Origin of the sequence: Mycetohabitans sp. B2 (genome assembly GCF_021733735.1) — a bacterium.
Lineage (GTDB): Bacteria > Pseudomonadota > Gammaproteobacteria > Burkholderiales > Burkholderiaceae > Mycetohabitans > Mycetohabitans rhizoxinica.
On record NZ_JAHKSP010000034.1, the window covers coordinates 150,541 to 171,050 of the forward strand.

1 protein-coding gene is annotated in these 20,510 nt (G+C 58.8%); it reads right to left on the minus strand.

Annotation, left to right across the window (positions count from 1 at the left end; translation table 11 throughout):
* Nucleotides 1-44: 44 nt before the first annotated feature.
* Complete coding sequence (locus KPG66_RS07580) at nt 45-20,441, minus strand: amino acid adenylation domain-containing protein (RefSeq protein WP_237070497.1); 20,397 nt, start codon at nt 20,439-20,441, stop codon at nt 45-47.
* Nucleotides 20,442-20,510: the final 69 nt, after the last annotated feature.

Sequence of the window (20,510 nt, forward strand, 5' to 3'; positions counted from 1 at the left end):
ACGCGTCTGCCGTCTCTTCATGGTTGCGATATCAAGGTGTTGCGTCATACGCACTCGAGCGTGCCGGAAACACCGGAGATGGGTTGGCTTGCGCCCAACGGCGGCGCCAACGCTGCTAGTCTATCCGTCAGCCGATTGCGCATCACCGCCATACTGCCGTGGTCATCAGGATAAAGCTTGATTTGCTCATGGCTGAGCAGTCCAGCCAAGCTGTCGAGGCCGTCGATCTCTTCACTTTGAAGGGTTTTCAGCAACGCCAATTGATTCATCACGCCGCCCAACAATTGCTCCAATACCAGCATGCCTTCCTGCGGCTCGATCGAGCCCAATCCTAGCGCGCTCATCCGGTCACGGTAACGGACGTCACTCACCGAGCCGACACTGCCCCAATAGCCCCAATTGATCACTTTGACCGGGCAAGGCCAATCGGCTCTGAGTCGATCGGCAAAGGCATCGGCAAATGTGCAGCCGGCAGCATAGTTGCTTTGGCCAGCGGCTGTGCTAAAGGACATCATCGACGAGAAGAAGAGGACGAAATCCAGCGAAGCGGCGCTTGGCTCGAAAGCCCGAGCCAGTGCAACGCTGGTCGCGACCTTGGCGTTTAGCACACGGGTAAAGGTCTGTTCATCCATATTGGCTAGGCTTTGGTCCTTAAGCACGATGGCCGAGTGCACCACACCGTTGATCTCACCAAAGCGCTCGATAATGTGTCGTCGTACCTCGGCCAGTTGCTGCTCGTTTGCCGCATCGGCCTGGAAATAAACAGGCGCCGGGGCATTATGGCGAAGACTGACAGCAGTCAGTTCATCGAGCTTGGCTTTAAGCTGCTGATCCGGCGATCGACGACCGATCCAGATCACCCTAGCGCGATGGTGGCTGATGACATGGTGGCTCCAAACTGTGCCGATCCCCCCCGCACCGCCGATCACCAGGTAGACGCCGCCGTTGCGATAGGCGGGCTGCTGCGTTGCAGGCGGCGCATCGACCGTCACCCGGGCCAGCTTCCGGAACCACCACTGATCGTGGCGCAGCGCCAGCAATTCACCCGAAGCGGCGTGATCGAATGGCGCATTGGCCAGAGAAGCCAACTGTTCGTTGGGCAGATCCGCGAGTTGCACTCGCCAGTGCGGATATTCCTTGGCCAAAGAGCCAGCCAATCCGTGCACTGCAGCATGGGCTGGCCGGCAGGACTCGCCAGGCAGCGTGTTAATCGCCTGCTCGGTGACCAACGTCAAACGTAGAGGCTGGCGACCGTAACCCAAACTCAGCAGCACTTTGATCAGTCTGAACAGCGCCAGTACGCCGTGCTGTTGTGCGGCAACCAGTTCCGACGCGCTGGCACAATGGTCGTCGCTGGCTGGCGCCAACCAAATCACCTCGGCGAGTTTCGATTGGGTGTTCAGTGCGGCCTGGTAGCCGGCCTCCGAGTCGTCCGTGTTCGGCGCCAACGCAGCGCCGGGATACAGCTTGGCCAACGCCTGGCGCCGCGCCGGGGTTGCGCCGAAGATCAGCGCCGCGCCCTGCTGTTGACGCCGCTCAGCGACCGCACCGTTGACCACCGACCAGATCGGCGCCAGCAGATGGCGCGCTTCCTGCTGCTGGGGGACAAGTGGATCGACCCGCTCGAGCGCCGCGCTTGGCGGTTTTGACTCTGCAGGCAGTTGCCTGGAGCTTAAGCCCAAGAACCGTACGCAGATTTGTCCTTGATCGTCGCAAAGATCAATATCGATTTTGCCGGCCGCGTTATCTGCGTCGTCTCTGTGCAGCAACGCCCACATCCGCTGACGACAAGGCGCGAGGATTTCCACCCGCTCCAGCGCAAAGGGCATTAAAGGCGACGCCCGATCCGCCACGCTGCCGTCGAGCGGCAACAACATGCCGATCGCCGCCTGCAGTGCGCTGTCAGTGATCCCCAGATTCAGCCACCAGTCATCGGCTGTGCCGGGCAATGCGCCATCGAGTTCCAACTGCGCCAGCACATCACGCCGGCTACCCCGCTGCGCCACCATCAACTGGCGGATCCCGCGATGGCTGTCGCCGTAATCTATGCCCATCTCACTAAAGAGACGATAAACTTCGTCGCTGTCAAGCCGCAGTCGCCAGTTCAGGCCCTGCCAGTACGCCAGATCCAATGGCTCTTCATGAAGCGACAGGCCGGTTATCGCAGTGGCCTGGCCATGCAGCACGGATAAGTCGCCCTCGTTGGTGAACCATTTGACACGAATCCGTTCATCCACGCGCGCCAGGCTGATCTGCATACGGCGCGGATTGGACTCAACCGTCAACGGCGCTAACCAGTGCAGCTGCTCAATCACCATAGCGTCTGCTTTGCCGTGGGCCAGCGAATGCATCACCGCGACCCGAATCATTTCCAAATACGCCACACCGGGTAGGGTTTTGCGTCCACTCACCTTGTGATCCTTCAGCCAAGGCTCGTCACCGCTAAATTCAGTTACAAATTGCTGTTGCTCAAATCTTGAGCTGTTTTGATGCACTAACGGGTGCAACTGCATAGGCGTCGATGACGATACGGGTCTAGCTCCCGTAGGTGCCCAGTAACGGCGAGTGGCGAACGGATAACTCGGCAAGCTGATCCGCTGGCGTTGCTCACCGCTGGCAGTCCATAGCGCAGCCCAGTCGATGGACAGGCCCTCGCTCCACAACTGCAGCAACGGCTGCTGTTCACCGTTCTTAAAGAGCCTGACCAGCTGCTCACGCCACTGCCCCTGGAAGCGAGTTTTAAACTGTTCAACCCGCTCGCTGGTCGTGCTCGCGTCGCCACAAATCCAGCCACGACTGTCACCGTCTGACAGGCGACGTAATGCGTCGAGCAAGCTTGCCATCCCGCTGGTGATGAATGCTGCACGATGCTCCATCGCTTCCCGGCCCACTTGGAGCGTGTAGGCAATGGCCGCCAAGCTATCCGTGGCTTGCAAATGCTCGAGTCTGGCCAGCAAGCGGCTGGCGATCTGCCGCAGCTGCTCGGGCTCTCGGGCCGACAGCAGAATCATTTCGGGCTTGCCGCTATCGTCAAGCACGGGCTTAGCTTGACTGTACTCCGCGACGATCAAATGGCCGTTGGAGCCGCCGGCACCAAACGAGGAAATGCCGGCGATCCGCGGTACGGCTTGACCATTCAGCAACGGTTGCGGCCACGCTCGCAGTTGCTGGTTGACTTCGAAGGGCGTTGCCGCAAAGTCAATAAAGGGATTGAGTTTTTGTGAGTGCAGCGACGGCGCAATTTGCCGGTGTTTCAACTGGAGCAGCACCTTGGTCAACCCAGCGATCCCCGCTGCCGCCTCACAGTGACCAATATTTGACTTGACCGACCCTAACCAGCAAGTCTGCTCCGGTTTGCGTGTTCCCAACGCGTTGGCCAGGCCAGCAATTTCGATCGGATCGCCCAGCTTGGTGCCCGTGCCATGCGCCTCGATATAGCTGACGATGGCCGGATCGACGCCGGCGTCCTGCAGCGCGCCGCTGATCGCTGCCTGCTGTGCCCGTGGATTGGGCACGCTGTAACCGGTACTCTTGCCACCGTGATTCAGGTAACTGCCTTTGATTACCCCATAAATGTGATCGCCATCGCGCTGCGCATCGGCCAGTCGCTTCAGGATGACTGCGCCCACCCCCTCGCCCGGCACATAGCCGTCACCGCCTTCACCAAAGCTCGCGCAATGGCCCTGGTTCGAGATGAATTGACCGCTGCTCAGCATCAAGTACTTGTTAGGATGAATCGTCAGGTTGACGCCGCCGGCAATGGCCATCGACGTGCGGCCATTGCGCAAATCCTGACAGGCAAGGTGAATGGCCGTCAGCGAGCTGGAGCACATCGAGTCGACCGTCATGCTCGGGCCCTGCAGATTGAGGCAGAACGATGTCCGGTTGGCGATACTGGCGGTGCAGCCAGCAAAGCCCATGCGCTGGCCACGCAGGCTGGCTTCAGCACCGAATAGCTGGTATTCGCCATACATGACGCCGACGTAGACGCCCACTTGCGCGCTATCCTCGGTCTGCTCGCCACCGATACGGCGGCTGTAACCGGCGTCTTCCATCGCCGACCAGGCGGTCTGCAGGAATAGCCGTTCCTGTGGATCAATCAGTTCAGCTTCCAGCGGCGAAATATTGAAAAACAGGGGATCAAATTGATCGACGCCGTCGATAAATCCGCCCCACTTACTGTTGTGCACGCCACTTTCACGACGATTTTCGCTGTAGTACTCGCGCCAGTTCCAGCGCTCGGCCGGAATTTCGGTGATGCTGTTTTTGCCTCCGCGTAGATTCTGCCAGAAGACCTCCAAATTTTCAGCTTCGGGATAGCGCCCCGCCACGCCGATGATCGCGATATCGTCCCTGCGCTGAGGACCTGGCTGGCTATCTTGCAGCCTTGGCTGGACACGGGGGCTTGTTGTATTCGCCACGCTGTCGAACAGCCGGCGGGACTGACTGCCCTTGCCCCCGGATTCTGGCGTCGCCAGCGGCTTTTGTTCGTCAGTCGGGATTACCGCCGTCGTACCCTGCGGCTCGAGCGGCCGGTTGGCCAAATAGTGCGCCAGTTGCTGCAAGCTGGAGTGTTCAAATAGCAGCGTACGCGGTAAAGCGCCAAAACGTTTTTCGAGCACGCTGGTCATCTCCATGATCTTCAGCGAGTCAAGGCCATATTGCTCGAAGCACTGCGCATCATCGATCTGTTCCAGCGCAATCCCCAGCGTGCTCGCCAGCATTGCGCGCAACTGCGCGTTCAACGAGCCGCAGGCAGCGGATGCGACTTGGCTGACAGCGGGCTTTTGCGGCAGCCGCGCGACGAGATGATCCGCCAAGCTTTGCAAGCTGGGATATTCAAAAAACAACGTCTTCGGCAGCGGCCCAAAGCGTTTTTCCAGCGCCGCCGTCATGTCCATGACCATCAGCGAGTCAATGCCGTATTTTTCAAACGGCTCGTCGTTGTCAAGCCGCGACTCATCGATCTTGATCGTGTCGGCTAACAACCGGCGCAATCCCGTTAATACATCGTCGCCGTCGACCGCTGTGATGGCTGGGCTGACAGGCGCCGGTTCGCGGCTTAGCAGCGCGACCAGTTTGTCTTTGTCGCCTGCCAGGACCATCAACTGATCTTCATCGCTTTGCAGCGCCTGGTATAGCGCCCGAATACCCGTCGTCCCGGTCATCGCCTTGATGCCAGTGCGTTGCGCCAGCGCACGTCGAGCGGCATCGTCCATTTGCATGCCGCCTTCGAGCCACAGCGGCCAGTTAATTGCCACGGTGCGGCCATGGCGCTGTCCCGCCGCGACCCGTTGATTGCGCAGACTGGCAAAGGCATCGAGATAGCCGTTAGCCGCAGCGTAATCACTCTGCCCGGCGTTGCCCAGTACGCTGGCAATAGATGAACATAGCACAAAGAAGTCCAGTGCCACCGCAGCGCTGCACTGGTCGAGGTGGCGCACGCCAGCTACCTTAGCGGCGAACACGTCTTCGAAGTCCTGCTGCGTTTTGTGTGCTAACAGCGTGTCACGAGTGAGCCCGGCGCAATGGATAATGCCATGTAATCCGCCGTGTTCCATCATGATTCCAGCGATCAAGCGCTCAACCTGACCCGCCTGTGCCAGATCCACAGCACGGTAGTGACATTGTGCGCCCAATTGCGCCAGCTTGTCGGCAACCGACGGCGCGTTAGCCTCGGTACGGCCGCACAGCACCACGCTCGCGCCCGGTGCAGCGTCCAGAATCGCCCGCGCGACGATCATGCCCACGCCGCCCAGGCCTCCAGTAATCAGATAGACGCCGTCCGGCCGCCAGGGCGCAGGGCTATGACTTAATGGCCGGTGGTGCCAGGTTAGCTCCTGGCGCCGTAACTTGCCGGCATCAAGCAGATAACGCAATTGGCGCTCACCAGGTGCAGCCCGTTCGGCCGCCAGTTGCCCCGCTAATTGCGACGCATCGAGCCCAAGCGACACTTCTATCAACTGGCCAATCAACGCCGGCTGCTCCCGGCTGGCGCTGTACAACAGGCCGCCAAGACCGCGATAACCGTGCTGATCGTTTGCCGGGATCACCAGCTGAACCATGCAGCGGCGCTCAGTGCGAAGCAGTGGTTTGAGTTGTTCGACCAACGCCAGCGCCGCCTGTCGATAATCGTCACTGTGCATCGCCAGGCTGGAAATGGGTGGATGCGCTTGCAACTGCTCCGGCAGGTTGGCAAAGGCTGGATGGTGGCCCAGCGTCAGCACCAGCTGGGACGTCACCGGCGCATCCGTGGCCGAAGCCAGCGCAGCCTCATGCCATTGCCGGTGGCAGAGCAGTGTTTCGCTGGTAACGTCGTTGTCAGCAGACAACGTTTTGAACGACAACTGACGGATGGTCGCGCAGCACCGGCCGTTTTTGTCAAACAGAGCCAGATCAAAGCGATAGCCACCTGGTGTGCGTCCAGCACGGCGAATCTGGACTTGCAGTGTTGTCGGGCAGTCGTCAAATAGCACCCATTCGGCCAGCCCCTCGGGCAACAGCAACGGTGGCCGCTCTCCAAGCTCATCAAACAACAATGCCATCACCGCTTGCATCGCGGCATCCAGCAGCCCAGGATGAATAGCGTAACCGTCGCTCACCGCAGCGTCTTCCAGCGCAACCCAAGCCAGTGCTTGGTCCCCATGGCGCAGCAGCGACTGGATCCTGCGATGGCTTATGCCATATTCGATGCCCATGGCGGTGAAACGCTGGTAGCAGGCATCAACATCCATCGGGCGAGCGTCGCCAGTCATGAAGTCAAGCTTCGCCGGTTGCGCCACAGCGGTCCCCGCCACCGCCCGGCAATGCAGTTGCAGCTGCCCGGCGAAATCATACGAGCAAATCCCGATTTGGCATTCGCCATCCGGCTGCGCCGCCAGCTCAACAAATAGCTCGCCATGGTTGGTCGTATCCACGCTGAAGGGCTGATACCAGAACAGGTCACGGATAACCCGCGCCGTGCCCGCAGGCCGTTCATCACCCAATGCGTCCGTGAGCGCCGCATCGATCATTCCGATCATCGCCGCACCCGGCAAAACGCCGCGACCGTTGATTCGGTGTCCAGAAAGGAAGCTTTCTTGGCCACTGAACCGGCTGAGGTAACGCAAACCACGTAGGTCAGAGACGTTGCGATGCAAGAGTGGATGAAGTCGCGCCTCGCTGGTCGCTAACGCTTGCGCCGGCTCATCGTTGTGCCAATAGCGCTCACGGGCAAACGGATAACCTGGCAAGCTAATTGGCGTCGGCGTGCCCTGTCGGTACATCAAGCGCCAATCCAGCGTTAACCCGTTGACCCACGCCTCGAGCAATTTTTCAGGCTGGCCACGGTCAATCCAGTTAGCGATGGTGCTTTGTCTGTCTGCACCAGCCAGCAGCGACAGCGCCTTGTCATGATCCTTGACCCGGCCGCTATAGCAGGCAGCTGTAGACGGATGATCAATAAAATCTTGCAGTTGGGTCTTCAAATGGGCGAGTGAGCGAGCCAGCCATCCTAGCCGATACTCCATCGCCTCCCGACCGACCTGCAACGTATAGGCCAGTGCCGGCAAATCGGCGTCGCCTAGCTCGTCCTGCTCCAGTGCATGCAGCAACAGGCTGACCTGCTGCAATAGCTGGGCCTGCGTCTTGGCCGATAACGGAATGATCGCCGGCTGCTGCTCGTTGACGACAATCACCGGACGCGGCCGATGATCTTCGTATTCTTCGATCACTACGTGCGCGTTGGCACCACCAGCGCCGAAGGATGACACCGTAGCAATGCGCTTGAATGCCTGACGGCTGCCGTTGATTATGACCTCGGGTCGATGCCAGTCAGCCAGCGACTGCTGCACCACGAACGGCGTATTAGCGAAATCAATCTCTGGATTGAGTTCATCGGCGTGCAGCGACGGAGCCAGTTGGCGGTGCTTGAGCTGCAGCAGCACCTTGGTGATGCCCGCAATGCCGGCAGCACTTTCACAATGGCCGATATTGGACTTGATTGAGCCAATCGCACAATACTGTTTAGCGGCCGTCTCGGCGCCGCTATTGAACGCTCTGGTCAAGCCCGCAATCTCAATCGGATCCCCCAGCGACGTGCCGGTGCCGTGGGCTTCGACATAGCTTACCGCCCTAGCCTCCACGCCGGCCCTGGCCAACGAATCGGCCACCAGTCGGCTCTGGGCCAATGGATTCGGCACGGTATAGCCGTTGGTCTTGCCGCCGGCATTGATCATGCTGCCTTTGATCACGCCGTAAATCCGATCGCCGTCCGCCTCAGCTTGAGCCAACGGCTTGAGCAGCAGCGCACCCACGCCCTCGCCGGCGACAAAACCGTCGGCATCCGTCCCAAACGCCTTGCACTGCTTGCCTGACGATAGCATTTTCATCTCGGTCAGACGCATATAGTGCACGGGATCGATCACCAAGTTGACCCCACCGACCAACGCGCAGTCGCTCACGCCGCTATGCAAGCTTTCCAGCGCCAGATGGATCGCGGTGATTGACGATGAGCAGGCGGTATCCACCGCCATACTCGGTCCTTGGAAATTGAACTGATAAGACACCCGGTTGGCGATCGACCAATAGCTGGACTGATGGGTGTAGGTTCCATTCATCACGCCGACAAACACGCCCACCCGATGCCGTTCAGACAAACGACCCGGGGTATAGCCGGCATCGCTGATGCAGTGATAGGCCTCTTCCAAGAAAAGCCGCTCTTGGGGATCCATCTTCTGCGCCTCATGGGGCGAGATATGGAAAAACAGCGGATCAAATTTGTCGATGTCCCGAATGAAACCGCCCCAGCGGGTATAAATGCTGCCTTTTTTGCCCGGCGTCTGATCGAAGTATTGACGCCAATCCCAGCGATCCGCCGGCACTTCATCAATACAGTTCTCGCCATTTTTTAGGCGCTGCCACAGCGCTTGGACATTATCCGAATGCGCGTAGCGTCCCGCTAGGCCGATGATCGCGACGTCAGTGCCACCCTGGCCCTTTGGCGCGCTGTCGGGCGTCTTGGCGGCAAAGCGGTGCCCAGCGGCTAGCTTGACTAACGTATTGGCCGCATGCGTCGAGGCTGTATCCACCGACGCTGGCTGTTCGACCACCGACGCCTTATCCAGTCCCAGCAGGGCCCTAAGCTGATCTTTTTGTGACTCAACAAAATGATCCGCAAGCGCGTCGATGGTCTGGTATTCGAAGAACAGCGTACTGCTGATCCCCGACAGCTTGTCGCGCAGCAGGTTGGTCAGCTGCACCACCAGAATCGAATCGATGCCATACGTCTCGAGCGGCTCCCCGGCATCGATCTGCTCGGGCCGAATTTTGAACAGCCCGCCGATCATCTGCTTAAGATAGTGCACCGTCTGATCTTTTAGCGCCTGGGGCGTCACCTCGCCCACCGATACCGTGTTGACGCTGCGCTGCGGTGGCCGCGAAGCGGGAGCCGCCTGCACTGCCAGGCGCTTGGGCGCAACCTTGGTCGGTTCCACATCGCTGTGTCGATCCTGCCAGATGACGCCGTTGCTCTCGGCGATCACGATTTGCTGACCAAGGTCGTGGTCGGCCAGCGCCGGATAATAGACCTGCCTGTAGCCTTCACTCTCCAGCACCTGTTTCCACTGTTTGGGTGCGAGCGCGGGTCCACCGGGCAAGCGCAAATCCTGATCATCAAACAACCACCATCCCTTGAGCAAGCCGAAGGTCAAGTGGGTAAACAGGCCGTTGCGACAAATCTCGTTGATCATCACCAGGCCGTTGTGCTTCAACGCTGCCTTGGCGTTTTTCATCGTCCGCCGTAGATCCTGCGTCGCGTGCAAGACATTGGTGGCCATCACCAGATCATAGTGACCAATCTTGATGCCTTGCTCAGCCAAAGGCCTGTCAACATTGAAGAGCTGATAGCTGAGGTACGGGTTGTCCGGCCCGTACGTTTGCCGCGCATGCATCAGGAATGCCTGTGATACATCGGTGTAGCAGTATTCCGCGATTTGCCGCTGATAAGGCCGAAGTTTTTCAAACGCCCGTGCACTGGTGCCGCCAGTGCCGGCACCAATCTCCAGAATACGGATCGGCGCCTGTTCCAGCCGTGCCCTGACAAACTCAACCATCGCGTTGAGCATCACTTCATTGAAAAAATCGGACACCGGATTATGCTTGTAGATCCCCTCGACCATGGCCATCGATGAGTCAGGGAACATGATGTCCGTGGCCATGATTCGCCCATTGAGGATCGCTGGCAGCACCCGCAGGGTGGCCTCGGCAAGGATCACCTCAGCTTTCAGACTGGCGTGTTCTAGCCAATCCGGCTTTTGCGCCTCCCATTCGTTCCATAGGGATTCAACTGCCAGCGGCTGAGGATGGGCCACACGATAGGCTGTCGGACAATGGCCGCCCTCCATGGACAGGTAGCCGCGCTGCGCTAGCTCGTCAAGGCTCTTATCGATCCAGCGCTCATACATCGGCAGCAAACCGCTGCGTTGCTTCATCTGCTCGATGATTTCGTGCTCGCTACTAAACCAGCCCAGTTGCTGCAGCTGGGCGTACAGCAAGCGGCCTTGCAACGCGTCGATGGCCGCCTTGCGGGCCTGCATCTGCTGCGTCACCGTCCGAATCGCGTGGTTGTCCACAACCAGATGTTTTTTTATCCGGGCAATCAGCGACGGGTAGGCTTGCGTCAGTCTCTGGCCATACTCGCCAAAAGGCCCAGCCGGATGCGTCGGCAGCGCCAGGTGGCTGAACGTATCGCTAAGCCGCTGCGAGGTCCGCAAGAACGTGAGCTGGGAAAGCGGCCCGGCCAACAGCATGTCCAACGCAGCCATCGCCTGCTCGCCCTCGATCGAACCGAGACCGACCTCAGCCATTCTTCGACGATAGTCTTCGCTGGCCACCGAGCCGACATGCCCCCAGTAACCCCAGTTAATCACTTTGACTGGGTAGGAACACTGCTGTGCAAGATAATGGCCAAAGGCGTTTTTAAACGTACAGCCGGCGGCGTAGTTGCTCTGCCCAGCTGACTTGGTAAAGCTTTGCAACGACGAGAAAAACAACATGAAGTCCAGCGGCTGATGCGCAAACATCTCAGCCAGACGAACGCAAACATCCACCTTAGCGGCCAAGCCGGTGGTAAATCTTTGCTCATCCATCCGCGCCAGACTTTGATCCTGAAGCTGGATGGCTGCATGAACCACGCCATGGATCCTGCCATACTCGGTGTAGACTTGTGCCACCGCCTGTCGTAGCGCGGCATGGTTGCTGGCATCGGCACGAAGATAGCGCGGCGCGGGTCCAAGCTTGGCAAGCTCGGCGATCGCCTGGTCAATGTCGCTGTTCTGCTCGCGACGTCCCAGCCAGATAATTTGCGCCCGTCGAGTGCGAATCAGATACTCGCTCCACAACCGGCCGATACCACCGGCGCCGCCAATCACCAGATACACGCCCTCATCGCGATAGAGACTGTCTACGTCGCCTAGCTGCGCGGCCGCATCCGTTGCATCCCATTCCGACAGCGGTAGGTAAGGCGCAAGATATTGACGGTACCAGACATCGTCGCGACACACCAGCGCATCGCCACGAGGATGGGTGGGCAATGACAGCGGATCCACAGTGGGCCAACCGTCGCCTACCGGCAGATCCACCAGCCGCACCCGCCAGTGACTGTATTCCTTGGCCATGACGCCAATCAGTCCATGCACGCTGGCATGAGCCGGTGCCACCGGCCCGGTCACGGCTTGAGAGTGGCTGTCAGCCTCGTTAGATACTGTCAGCACACCTCGAGTCATCACCGTCCAGGTCAGCGGCTGCTGATCCAGCGCCAACGCCAGCAGTGCCTTAATCAAGCGAAAGCAGCTCAGCACGCCATGCTGCTGGGCGCGGATCATGCCGTCGAGATTCTCCTGCTGCGCCAATGTTGCCGGTGCCAGCCATATCAGGTGCTCAATGGGCCCCACTTCGCGCAGCCGTTCCGTAAGCTGCTCAATAGATTCATGGCCATCCAACAACAATGAACCCGCTTGCGGATAACGGGCGATCAACTGTTTGTGGCCCTGCGGATCATTGCTAATTAGCAGCAGCCGGCCGGTAGACGGGACCAGGTCTTGGGGGCAGAAACGTTGCCACTTTTCCACCAGATAACAGTCGCTTTGTGGCCGATCTTCAAGCATCACTTCCAGCGGTGACGGCTTTTTCATGACCCGTAGCGCAAATTCACGCAGCGCGGCGCAATGTTGGCCCTGTTGATTATAAATATCGATATTGAATGTCGACTGTCCCGCTTCAGTCTGCTCGGTGCAAGGGCGCACCCAAGCCCAGATCTGATGACCCAGCTCGGCGCCGCTCAGCTGTAGTTGCGTCAACGCAAAAGGCACCCACGTATGCGTCAGTTGCGGCGTCAACCCTTGATCGAGCTGATCCGCGACGAGTAAGCCTACGGTCGCCTGCAAAGCGCCGTCCATCAGGCTGGGATGTAAAACGAGTCGCTCGTGCTCCGAGGTCAGCGCTTGCGGTAGTTCAATCTGCGCCAGCACTTGGCCACCATCGATCCGCAGCGCTTTCACCGATCGGTGCCACGGGCCATAGTAGATCTGCATGCTGTCGAACAGCCGATACAACGCATCCGCGTCGAGCATATGGCCGCCGATCGCCGCTTGTAGCGAAGTCAACGATTCTGCCGGTTCATCGGCATCCTGAACAAAAGCCGCTTCGCCTTGGCAGCACACCGCCTGCTGTTTGCGCTCGAGAATGTCGAAGGTCAGTCGATGTTCGTCAGGACTGTCGATACGGATCTCGACTTCAACCGAGTCGTCGCTTTGCTGGCTGAGCATGACCGGCTGTGACCACACCAGATTGCGCAAGCTCAGCACGCCGGTTGGCACCTGCTCCCCCAGCGAGCGGATGATCGCCTCACGCGCCATTTCAAGGTAGGCGACGCCCGGCAAAACCTTGTGGTCACGGATCAGGTGATCCCGCAGGAAGAACTCCCTGCCGTCGAATATTGAGATAAATTTTTGCTGCGACAAATCCGATACGTTGGTGTGCAGCAAAGGATGCACCCGTCCCCCACCGCTTTGCTGTCCCAGCGACGGGAAGTGGGACTCGCCAGAGACCCAGATCCGTTCGCGAGCAAAGGGGTAGCTGGGGAGGCTGATCCGCTTGGCCGCCTCTTTCGGCTGACCAAATAGCGTCCAGTCAAGCGCCAGCCCTTTGACCCACAGCTCCAGCAGCTTATCGTATTTGCGTTTGTTGGCCCAGGCGGTCAAGGTCGCCGCCATATCGTCATCATGGGCGAGCACCGCGATTGCCGCCTTATGATCTTTGACCCGGCCGATATGAATGCCATCAAAGAAGCCGAACGGTTCGGGCTGGTTGGCCAGTAACTCGGCGCTTTGCGCCAGCTTGTCCTGCAATTGGTCGATCGACTCGGCGATAAAAGCCAGGCGATACTCCATCGGCTCCCTGCCCTGCTGCAACGTAAAGGCCAGATCGGCCAGCCGCGGCAGCGTAAGCTCAGCACCGGTCCGATGCAGGAACTGATGCAGTTGCTCGACTTGCTGTCGTAATTGAGCGGGCGTTCTTGCAGATAGAGGAATCATCGCTGTCTGTCCACCGACGTCGTCGTCCCGAGTCGGTGCAATATACTCAGCAATGATCACGTGCCCGTTTGAGCCACCCGATCCGAAAGACGAGACTGAAGCCGCACGGGGATACTCTCGCTCCCGGCCATCGAGATTCAACACCGGCCGCCGCCATTCCTGCAGCTGCTGAGGGATATAGAACGGCGAATCGGCAAAGGGGATGTTGGGATTCAAGCGCTTTGAGTGCAGCGAGGGCGCCAACTGGCGATGCTTAAGCTGCAATAGCACCTTCGCGATCCCGGCAATGCCTGCCGCCGACTCCAAGTGTCCAATATTCGACTTGACTGAGCCCACCGCGCATTGTTGAGCCGACGCCATCGCGCTACCCAGCGTCGCGCTGCGCCGAATAAAGCCCAATTGCAGGCCAGTGATTTCGATCGGATCGCCAAGCGCTGTGCCCGTGCCATGGGCCTCGATATAACTTAGCTCTCGTGGATCCATGCCGGCCTTGTCGAGCGAATCGGCGATCATGGCGCCCTGCGCATTGGGGCTCGGCACGGTGTAGCCATGGGTCTTACCGTTATGGTTAATTGAGGTCGCCCGGATCACCGCATAAATGTTGTCGCCGTCGGCCTCGGCGCGGGACAGCGGCTTGAGCAGCACCGCGCCAACCCCCTCGCCGGGCACAAAACCGTCCCCCCCGTCGCCAAAGCTGCGACAGCGACCGTCAGAAGACGACATCGTCAGCTGGGACTGAATGAAATATTTGTTCGGATGCAATGACAGGTTGACGCCACCGGCCAGCGCCAGTTGGCACTCGCCGCGCCTTAGGCTCTCGACCGCCAAGTGCAGCGCCGTCAACGACGATGAGCAGATGGTGTCGACCGCCATACTTGGACCGTTGCAGTCGAAGACGTAAGACACGCGATTGGCGATCGAACCAAACGACGAATCGACCGCATCATCGGTGCAGTCCGGAGCGCTCGAGCGCGTATACAGCAAGTATTCGCCGTGCATCACACCAACGAATACCCCCATTTCACCCTGGTAATGACGCCGCAGCCCGGCTCTATCGTAGCCGGCGTCTTCAAGCGTGCGCCAGGCGGTTTCGAGGAAGATCCGCTCTTGAGGATCCATCCGCTCGGCATCCCGCGGCGAAATATTGAAAAACAGCGGATCAAAACGATCGATGTCGTCGATAAAGCCGCCCCACTTGGTGTGGATCTTGCCTTTTACACTGCGGTCGCGGCTGTAATATTTGCTGTGTTCCCAACGCTCGGCGGGTATCTCGCTGATACTATCGACACCGTTTTTGAGGTTGTTCCAAAAACTGTCGATATCCGCTGCGCCGGGGAACCGACCGGCCAAACCAATGATGGCGATCGGCTCATTTCGCTCGCCCCGGTCATAGCGTCGCACTGCCGTTACGTGTGGCTGCTGTTGCACCCTGGCGGCTAGGACGGGCTGCGTCGCCTGAATCCCCAGTAATTGCCGGCTGCGCAGCGGATGCTCGGCGACAAAATAGCCCGCCAACGCAGCAATACTTTGGTATTCAAAGAACAAGGTCGCCGACAGCTCGCCAAACTCCTGGGCCAAACGTTGGTTCAGCGTGGTAATCATGAGCGACGTCAAGCCATAACGATCGAAGGTGTCTTCACAATCGAGGTTATGTTCAGGAATCGCCGATACCTTTGAGAAATGGCGCTTGATATGGTTTTCCAGTGCCTGTCGCAACACCTCATCTTGTTCTGGCTGCGACGTGTCATTTCCTAGCTGCGACGCCTCGTTTCCTGGCCGCGACGCCTCGTTTTGCAGCACGTCGGCGCAATCGCTGTTTGCCGACGCAGCGATATGGCAATCGACGGCCGCAAACGGATAAGCCGTCAACGCCACCCGGCGATGGTGATGCCGAGCGATCTGCGCTAAGCTGCTCTGTCCGGCGACCCATTGGCCAGCAATCGCTGTCAACGCTTGGCGGTCCAGTCCCTGAAGATCCTTTTCAATACGGCTGGGCTGCGGCTCTTTTTTGAGGCTGCCGCGCAGCGGCATCTGCGAATGTTGACCTTGAAGTCGCGCCACCAACTCGTCTCGGCTATCGGCCACGACCGCCAGGCGATGGTTCAGCGCGACTCGACCGACACACAGGGTGTAGCTGATATCCCCAAGGCTGACATCGTTAAACCGTCCAGCTTGCATATCGTCAGCAAACGCCGCCACCAATTGATCAAGCTGCTCGCTACTTGCGGCGGCAAACGGAAACAGCCAGGGCCCGTCGCTTTGCCGTACAGCGGCCTGTTGCGGCGGTGCCTCAACAATCAGATGACCACCAGATCCGCTAGCACCAAAAGCATTGATGAGCGCGCGCTGCGGCCCCCGCCAGTCGCTCAGCTGATCGGCGATGGCAAGATGGTTGTCGTCTAAACAAATCATCGGGCTGAGCGGATTGCAACCGAGCGTCGGCGCGATCTGCCGGTGTTTCAGCTGCATCAGCACTTTGGTGATCTGCGACAGCGCCGACGCTGATTCGAGGTGACCGATATTGGCTTTGATCGACCCCACCAACAGCGGCGCATCGCTACGGCGCGCGCCAAACACGTTGCTGATCGCCGCAAACTCAGCCCCATCCGCGAGGCTGGCGCCGGGGGCCGCGGCCTCGACATAGCCGATCTCGTCAGCGGACAGTCCCGCCTGTTGTAGCACTCGACGCATCGACAGCGCGTGGCTATCGGCATTGGGCGCACCGTAACGGAAAGTCTTACCGCTATGACTGATCGCCGTCGCGCGGATGACACCGAGGATTGAATCGCCATCCCGCATGGCGTCTTCGAGTGGCCTAATCAACAGCGCGCCGACACCTTCGCCAGCCACCCATCCATTGGCATGGCGGCCAAACGGATAAGATTGGCTATCGTCAGACAACAGCTTCAATGAAGTCAGCAGCTCGAGGTGCGACGGATGGCTGATCAAATTGACGCCACCGACAATCGCTGCCTGGCACTCGCCCTGGCGAATACTGTTGCAAGCAAAATGCAACGCAGTCATCGCCGACGAGCATGAGGTATCGAAAGCGACGCTGGGGCCATTGAAATCGTTGAAGAAAGACACACGGTTGGCGATCGCCGACAGGAACGAGGTGGCCCGCTCGCCTTGTTCAGTCGGCCGATGATGCTGGTAATCGCCCCACATTGCGCCGACAAACACGCCAATGCGCTCGGCCTGCCGCCGCAGACTCGCAGCGGTATAGCCGCTACTTTCCAGACAGTGCCAGACCGCTTGCAGGAACAAACGCTCCTGGGGATCGAGCGTTTTCGCCTCCGCCGGCGTAATCTTGAACAGCAATGGATCAAACAACTGCTTGCCAGCCAGGGCACCCACCGCCCACTGTGGCGAATCGCCCGCATCGTCGCTGCCGTAAAATAGCGCTTCGCGACTCAATGGGATGATGCTTGCGCGGCCAGCGCTCAAATTTTGCCATAGCTCATCAGGGTTCGCGGCGCCAGGATAGCGGCCGCTGATGCCGATGATTGCCATCGCGTCGCCATTGCAGTGCGCCTTGACCGCTCGGGACGACACGTGTTCATTGATCTCATGCGCCGACGCGTGAGCGACTTGAGCGGATTCATCGGTTCCGTGCATTTCTAGCCGCGGCCAGCCAGCGGGCAGTGGTTGCGTCACCGCGCCGCCCACAAAGCTGTGTACCAGCTCATCGCCGTCATCCAGATCGAACGCGTCGCGGATTTTATTGAAATACATCGATCCAATCGGACACAGGCCAATGCCGAACTCACCCTGCTTTTCTAGCAGTAGCTGACCGATTCTGCCCGCTTGAAGCAAATTGAAATAACGGCTTTCATCGCCGTAGGTCGTAGAGTGACCGGCGATGATAAAAATTCGCAACCGTGCCTGATGAGCGTGCTTACGGTTAAACGGCGTGTAGCAACTGTTGATTGCCGCTAGATCGCCGTCGCTGATCCGCACTAAGCTATGGCTGTCGCCCTGGTAGCGGTATACCCCGGCAGGCAACCATGGCCCTTGGCAGCCTTGCTGTACGCTTTGTTCAGCAACGTGCAAATAAACTTTCAGCGCTAACCCGGCATCGGTGTGGTACAGCTGCCCGTTGACCTGATCGGCCCGCAACAGGTTTAACAGCCGGCTCAGCTGACCCAAATTCAGCGGCCCATCGCAGTATTGCCGCTTGGCAGCCCGCAGCCGCAGTGCGTCAGCGCTGATCGGCTCGGCGCACAGCTCAATTACGCCGTCGCCCTGCTCCGGCAAGTCATGGCGAATCTGGCGCTGCTCTTCATGCAGTTGAGCCAATTCCTCCCGAGTTGGTAACGCGAAACCGTTATTTTTCTCGCTTAGAAAATCAGCAAACAGAGGGCCAGACTGACGCCAGTGATCATTCAGTGCTTGACCTTCCACCGCCACGGCAGCCGGCGCAACGCCCTCGATCAAGCAGTGCAGGAACCGATGGCTCGGCCGTAATTTAAACAACCCGGCAATCGCCGCAAAATCGACGCCATAGGCCGGAGTCAGCGCGATGTCAAAGTCGCGCTGGCGGGACAACAATAGCTGCTCAATATAACCCGCCTCGAGCACCAGTAAGAAGGGTGACGCCTTATTGTAGATTGGCGCGATCGCGTCATTTTCGGCGATCAGGAACAATGCAAAGCCAGCCTCGGCCAGCTGCGCGCGTTGCGCCGGCGGCAAAGCCTGTGCATCCAGCTGGGCCGGTACGCTAACGGGCAGCAGGCGGTTGAGCTGCGGTTGGTAATAATAGACGCCGCCAGCCAAGCCGTCGATCCGCTCTTCAGCCACATACAGATAGCACTGGATAGCATTCAAGCCACCCGCCGACGAATAAAGGTACTTGCCCTGGCCGTCTAGCGGCACCTCTCGTAGCAGCGACAGCAGACGTCCAAGCCGTTCGAGATTCGCAAATGAGCCTTTGGTCGGTCGCCAGTATGCCCGAGGATCAAAACTGACTTTTTCTAACGGGACCGAACCCCTGTCCGTGGATTGGCAAGCCGGTGCAGCGCTCAGCGGCGGCGGCTCCACCTCGTCAGCCGTTATGCCTTTAGCCTCAAGAATATAAGCGGTAACTGCAGCGATGGTCGGATGCTCCAAAAACACATCGACTGGCAGCGTCACCTGATGCTGCTGTTGGATGCTGTGGACTGCTTGCACCAACGTAAAGGAGGTGGCGCCCTGATCAAACAGATCGTCATCGGCTGCCAGTTCGTCGATCCCAAGCGCCTCGATAAAATACTGCTGCAGCCAGGCAGTCAGCGACTGCGAGTTGATCGCTTGCCTGCGCGGTTGGGCCGTCGCCTCCACGTCACCCGTGAGCAGCGCCTTGCGGTCCGCTTTGCCGTGGGCGGTCACGGGAATCTGGTCAATAAAGCTAACCAGATTGGGCACCATATATTCCGGCAAACGCGCCTTAATGAAATCCCGTACCGCTTTCTTGTCCAGCCCCTGAGCCACCACAAAGGCCACGAGTTTAGGATCTGCTGAACCAAGATCCTTAACCAGCACCGCCGCATCGTCGATCGCTGGGTGGCTTTTCAGTGCGCTTTCGATCTCACCCAGTTCAATGCGAAAGCCTCGCAACTTGACTTGCGAATCGAAACGGCCAAGCAGCTCGATCTCGCCATTGCAGAGGAAACGGGCCTTATCACCTGTGCGGTAGAGTCTGGCGCCGGCCTCGCCAGAAAACGGATCGCGGATAAATTTTTCAGCCGTCAACTCAGGCCGATTGAGATAGCCCCGAGCCAGGCCGACACCGCCAATGCACAACTCGCCAGTTTCACCGATCGGCACCGGCTTTGCTTCGCTATCCAGAATATATATCTGGATATTATCGATAGGTCGACCGATTGGCACGAGCTGGTCTTCTCGCGGCTCACCTCGCCAATAGGTCACGTCCACTGCCGCTTCGGTCGGACCATATAAGTTATGCAATTCGGCGCTCAACAGTTGGCGGAACTGGAGCAGCAAGTCGTGAGTCAGCGCCTCGCCGCTAACAAATACTTTCTGTAGCGATATGCATTCGGAGACCGCCGGATGCTTAAGGAAAAAGCGCAGCATCGAAGGCACAAAATGGCAGATGGTGATCTGCTCCGCTTGAATGACCTCCACCAGGTAATGCGCGTCCTTGTGACCTTCCGGCTTGGCCATCACCAAGCAAGCGCCGCTGAGCAGCGGCAAAAACAGCTCCCAGACGGAGACATCAAAGGTAAACGGTGTTTTTTGTAAGATCCTATCGGCTGCGCCAACCTCATAATGGCGCTGCATCCACAGCAGGCGATTACAGATTGCCTTATGCGGCAGCATGCAGCCTTTAGGCCGGCCGGTAGAGCCCGACGTATAGATGATATAGGCAAGATCATCGGGACCATTGATTGGCACAGGATTGGCCTCATCGCCAAACAGCGCTTGCTGATTAGCATCGTCCAAGCAAAGCACTTCGCCGTCATATCCCGCTAGCCGACTACGAAAACGCTGTTGCGTCAGCAACACTGTCACCGCAGCGTCGTCAATGATCAACGCCAATCGCTCATCGGGATAGCCGGGGTCCAGCGGCAAATAAGCACCACCGGCCTTCATGATCGCCAGTAGCGCAATGATTAGCCCTACTGATCGCTCCATCTGAACGCCCACCAGACTATCTGGCCCGATGCCTAGCTCCCGCAGGTAATGGGCTAGCCGATTGGCCTGCCGGTTTAACTCGCGATAGCTTAAGGCCTGGCCTTCGAAACGCACCGCCACCGCGTCCGGGCTGCGCTCAACCTGCTCTTCGATCAACTGCTGTAAGCACTTGTCCAGTGGGTATGCCTTATAGGTATCGTTCCAACCGGAAAGGGTCTGACTGTCTTGTATGTTCACGAATTACTATCCTGGTCATTGTGCACAGCAATCATGTCCGGGCGATGCCGCTGTTTGCTCTGCTAGCTG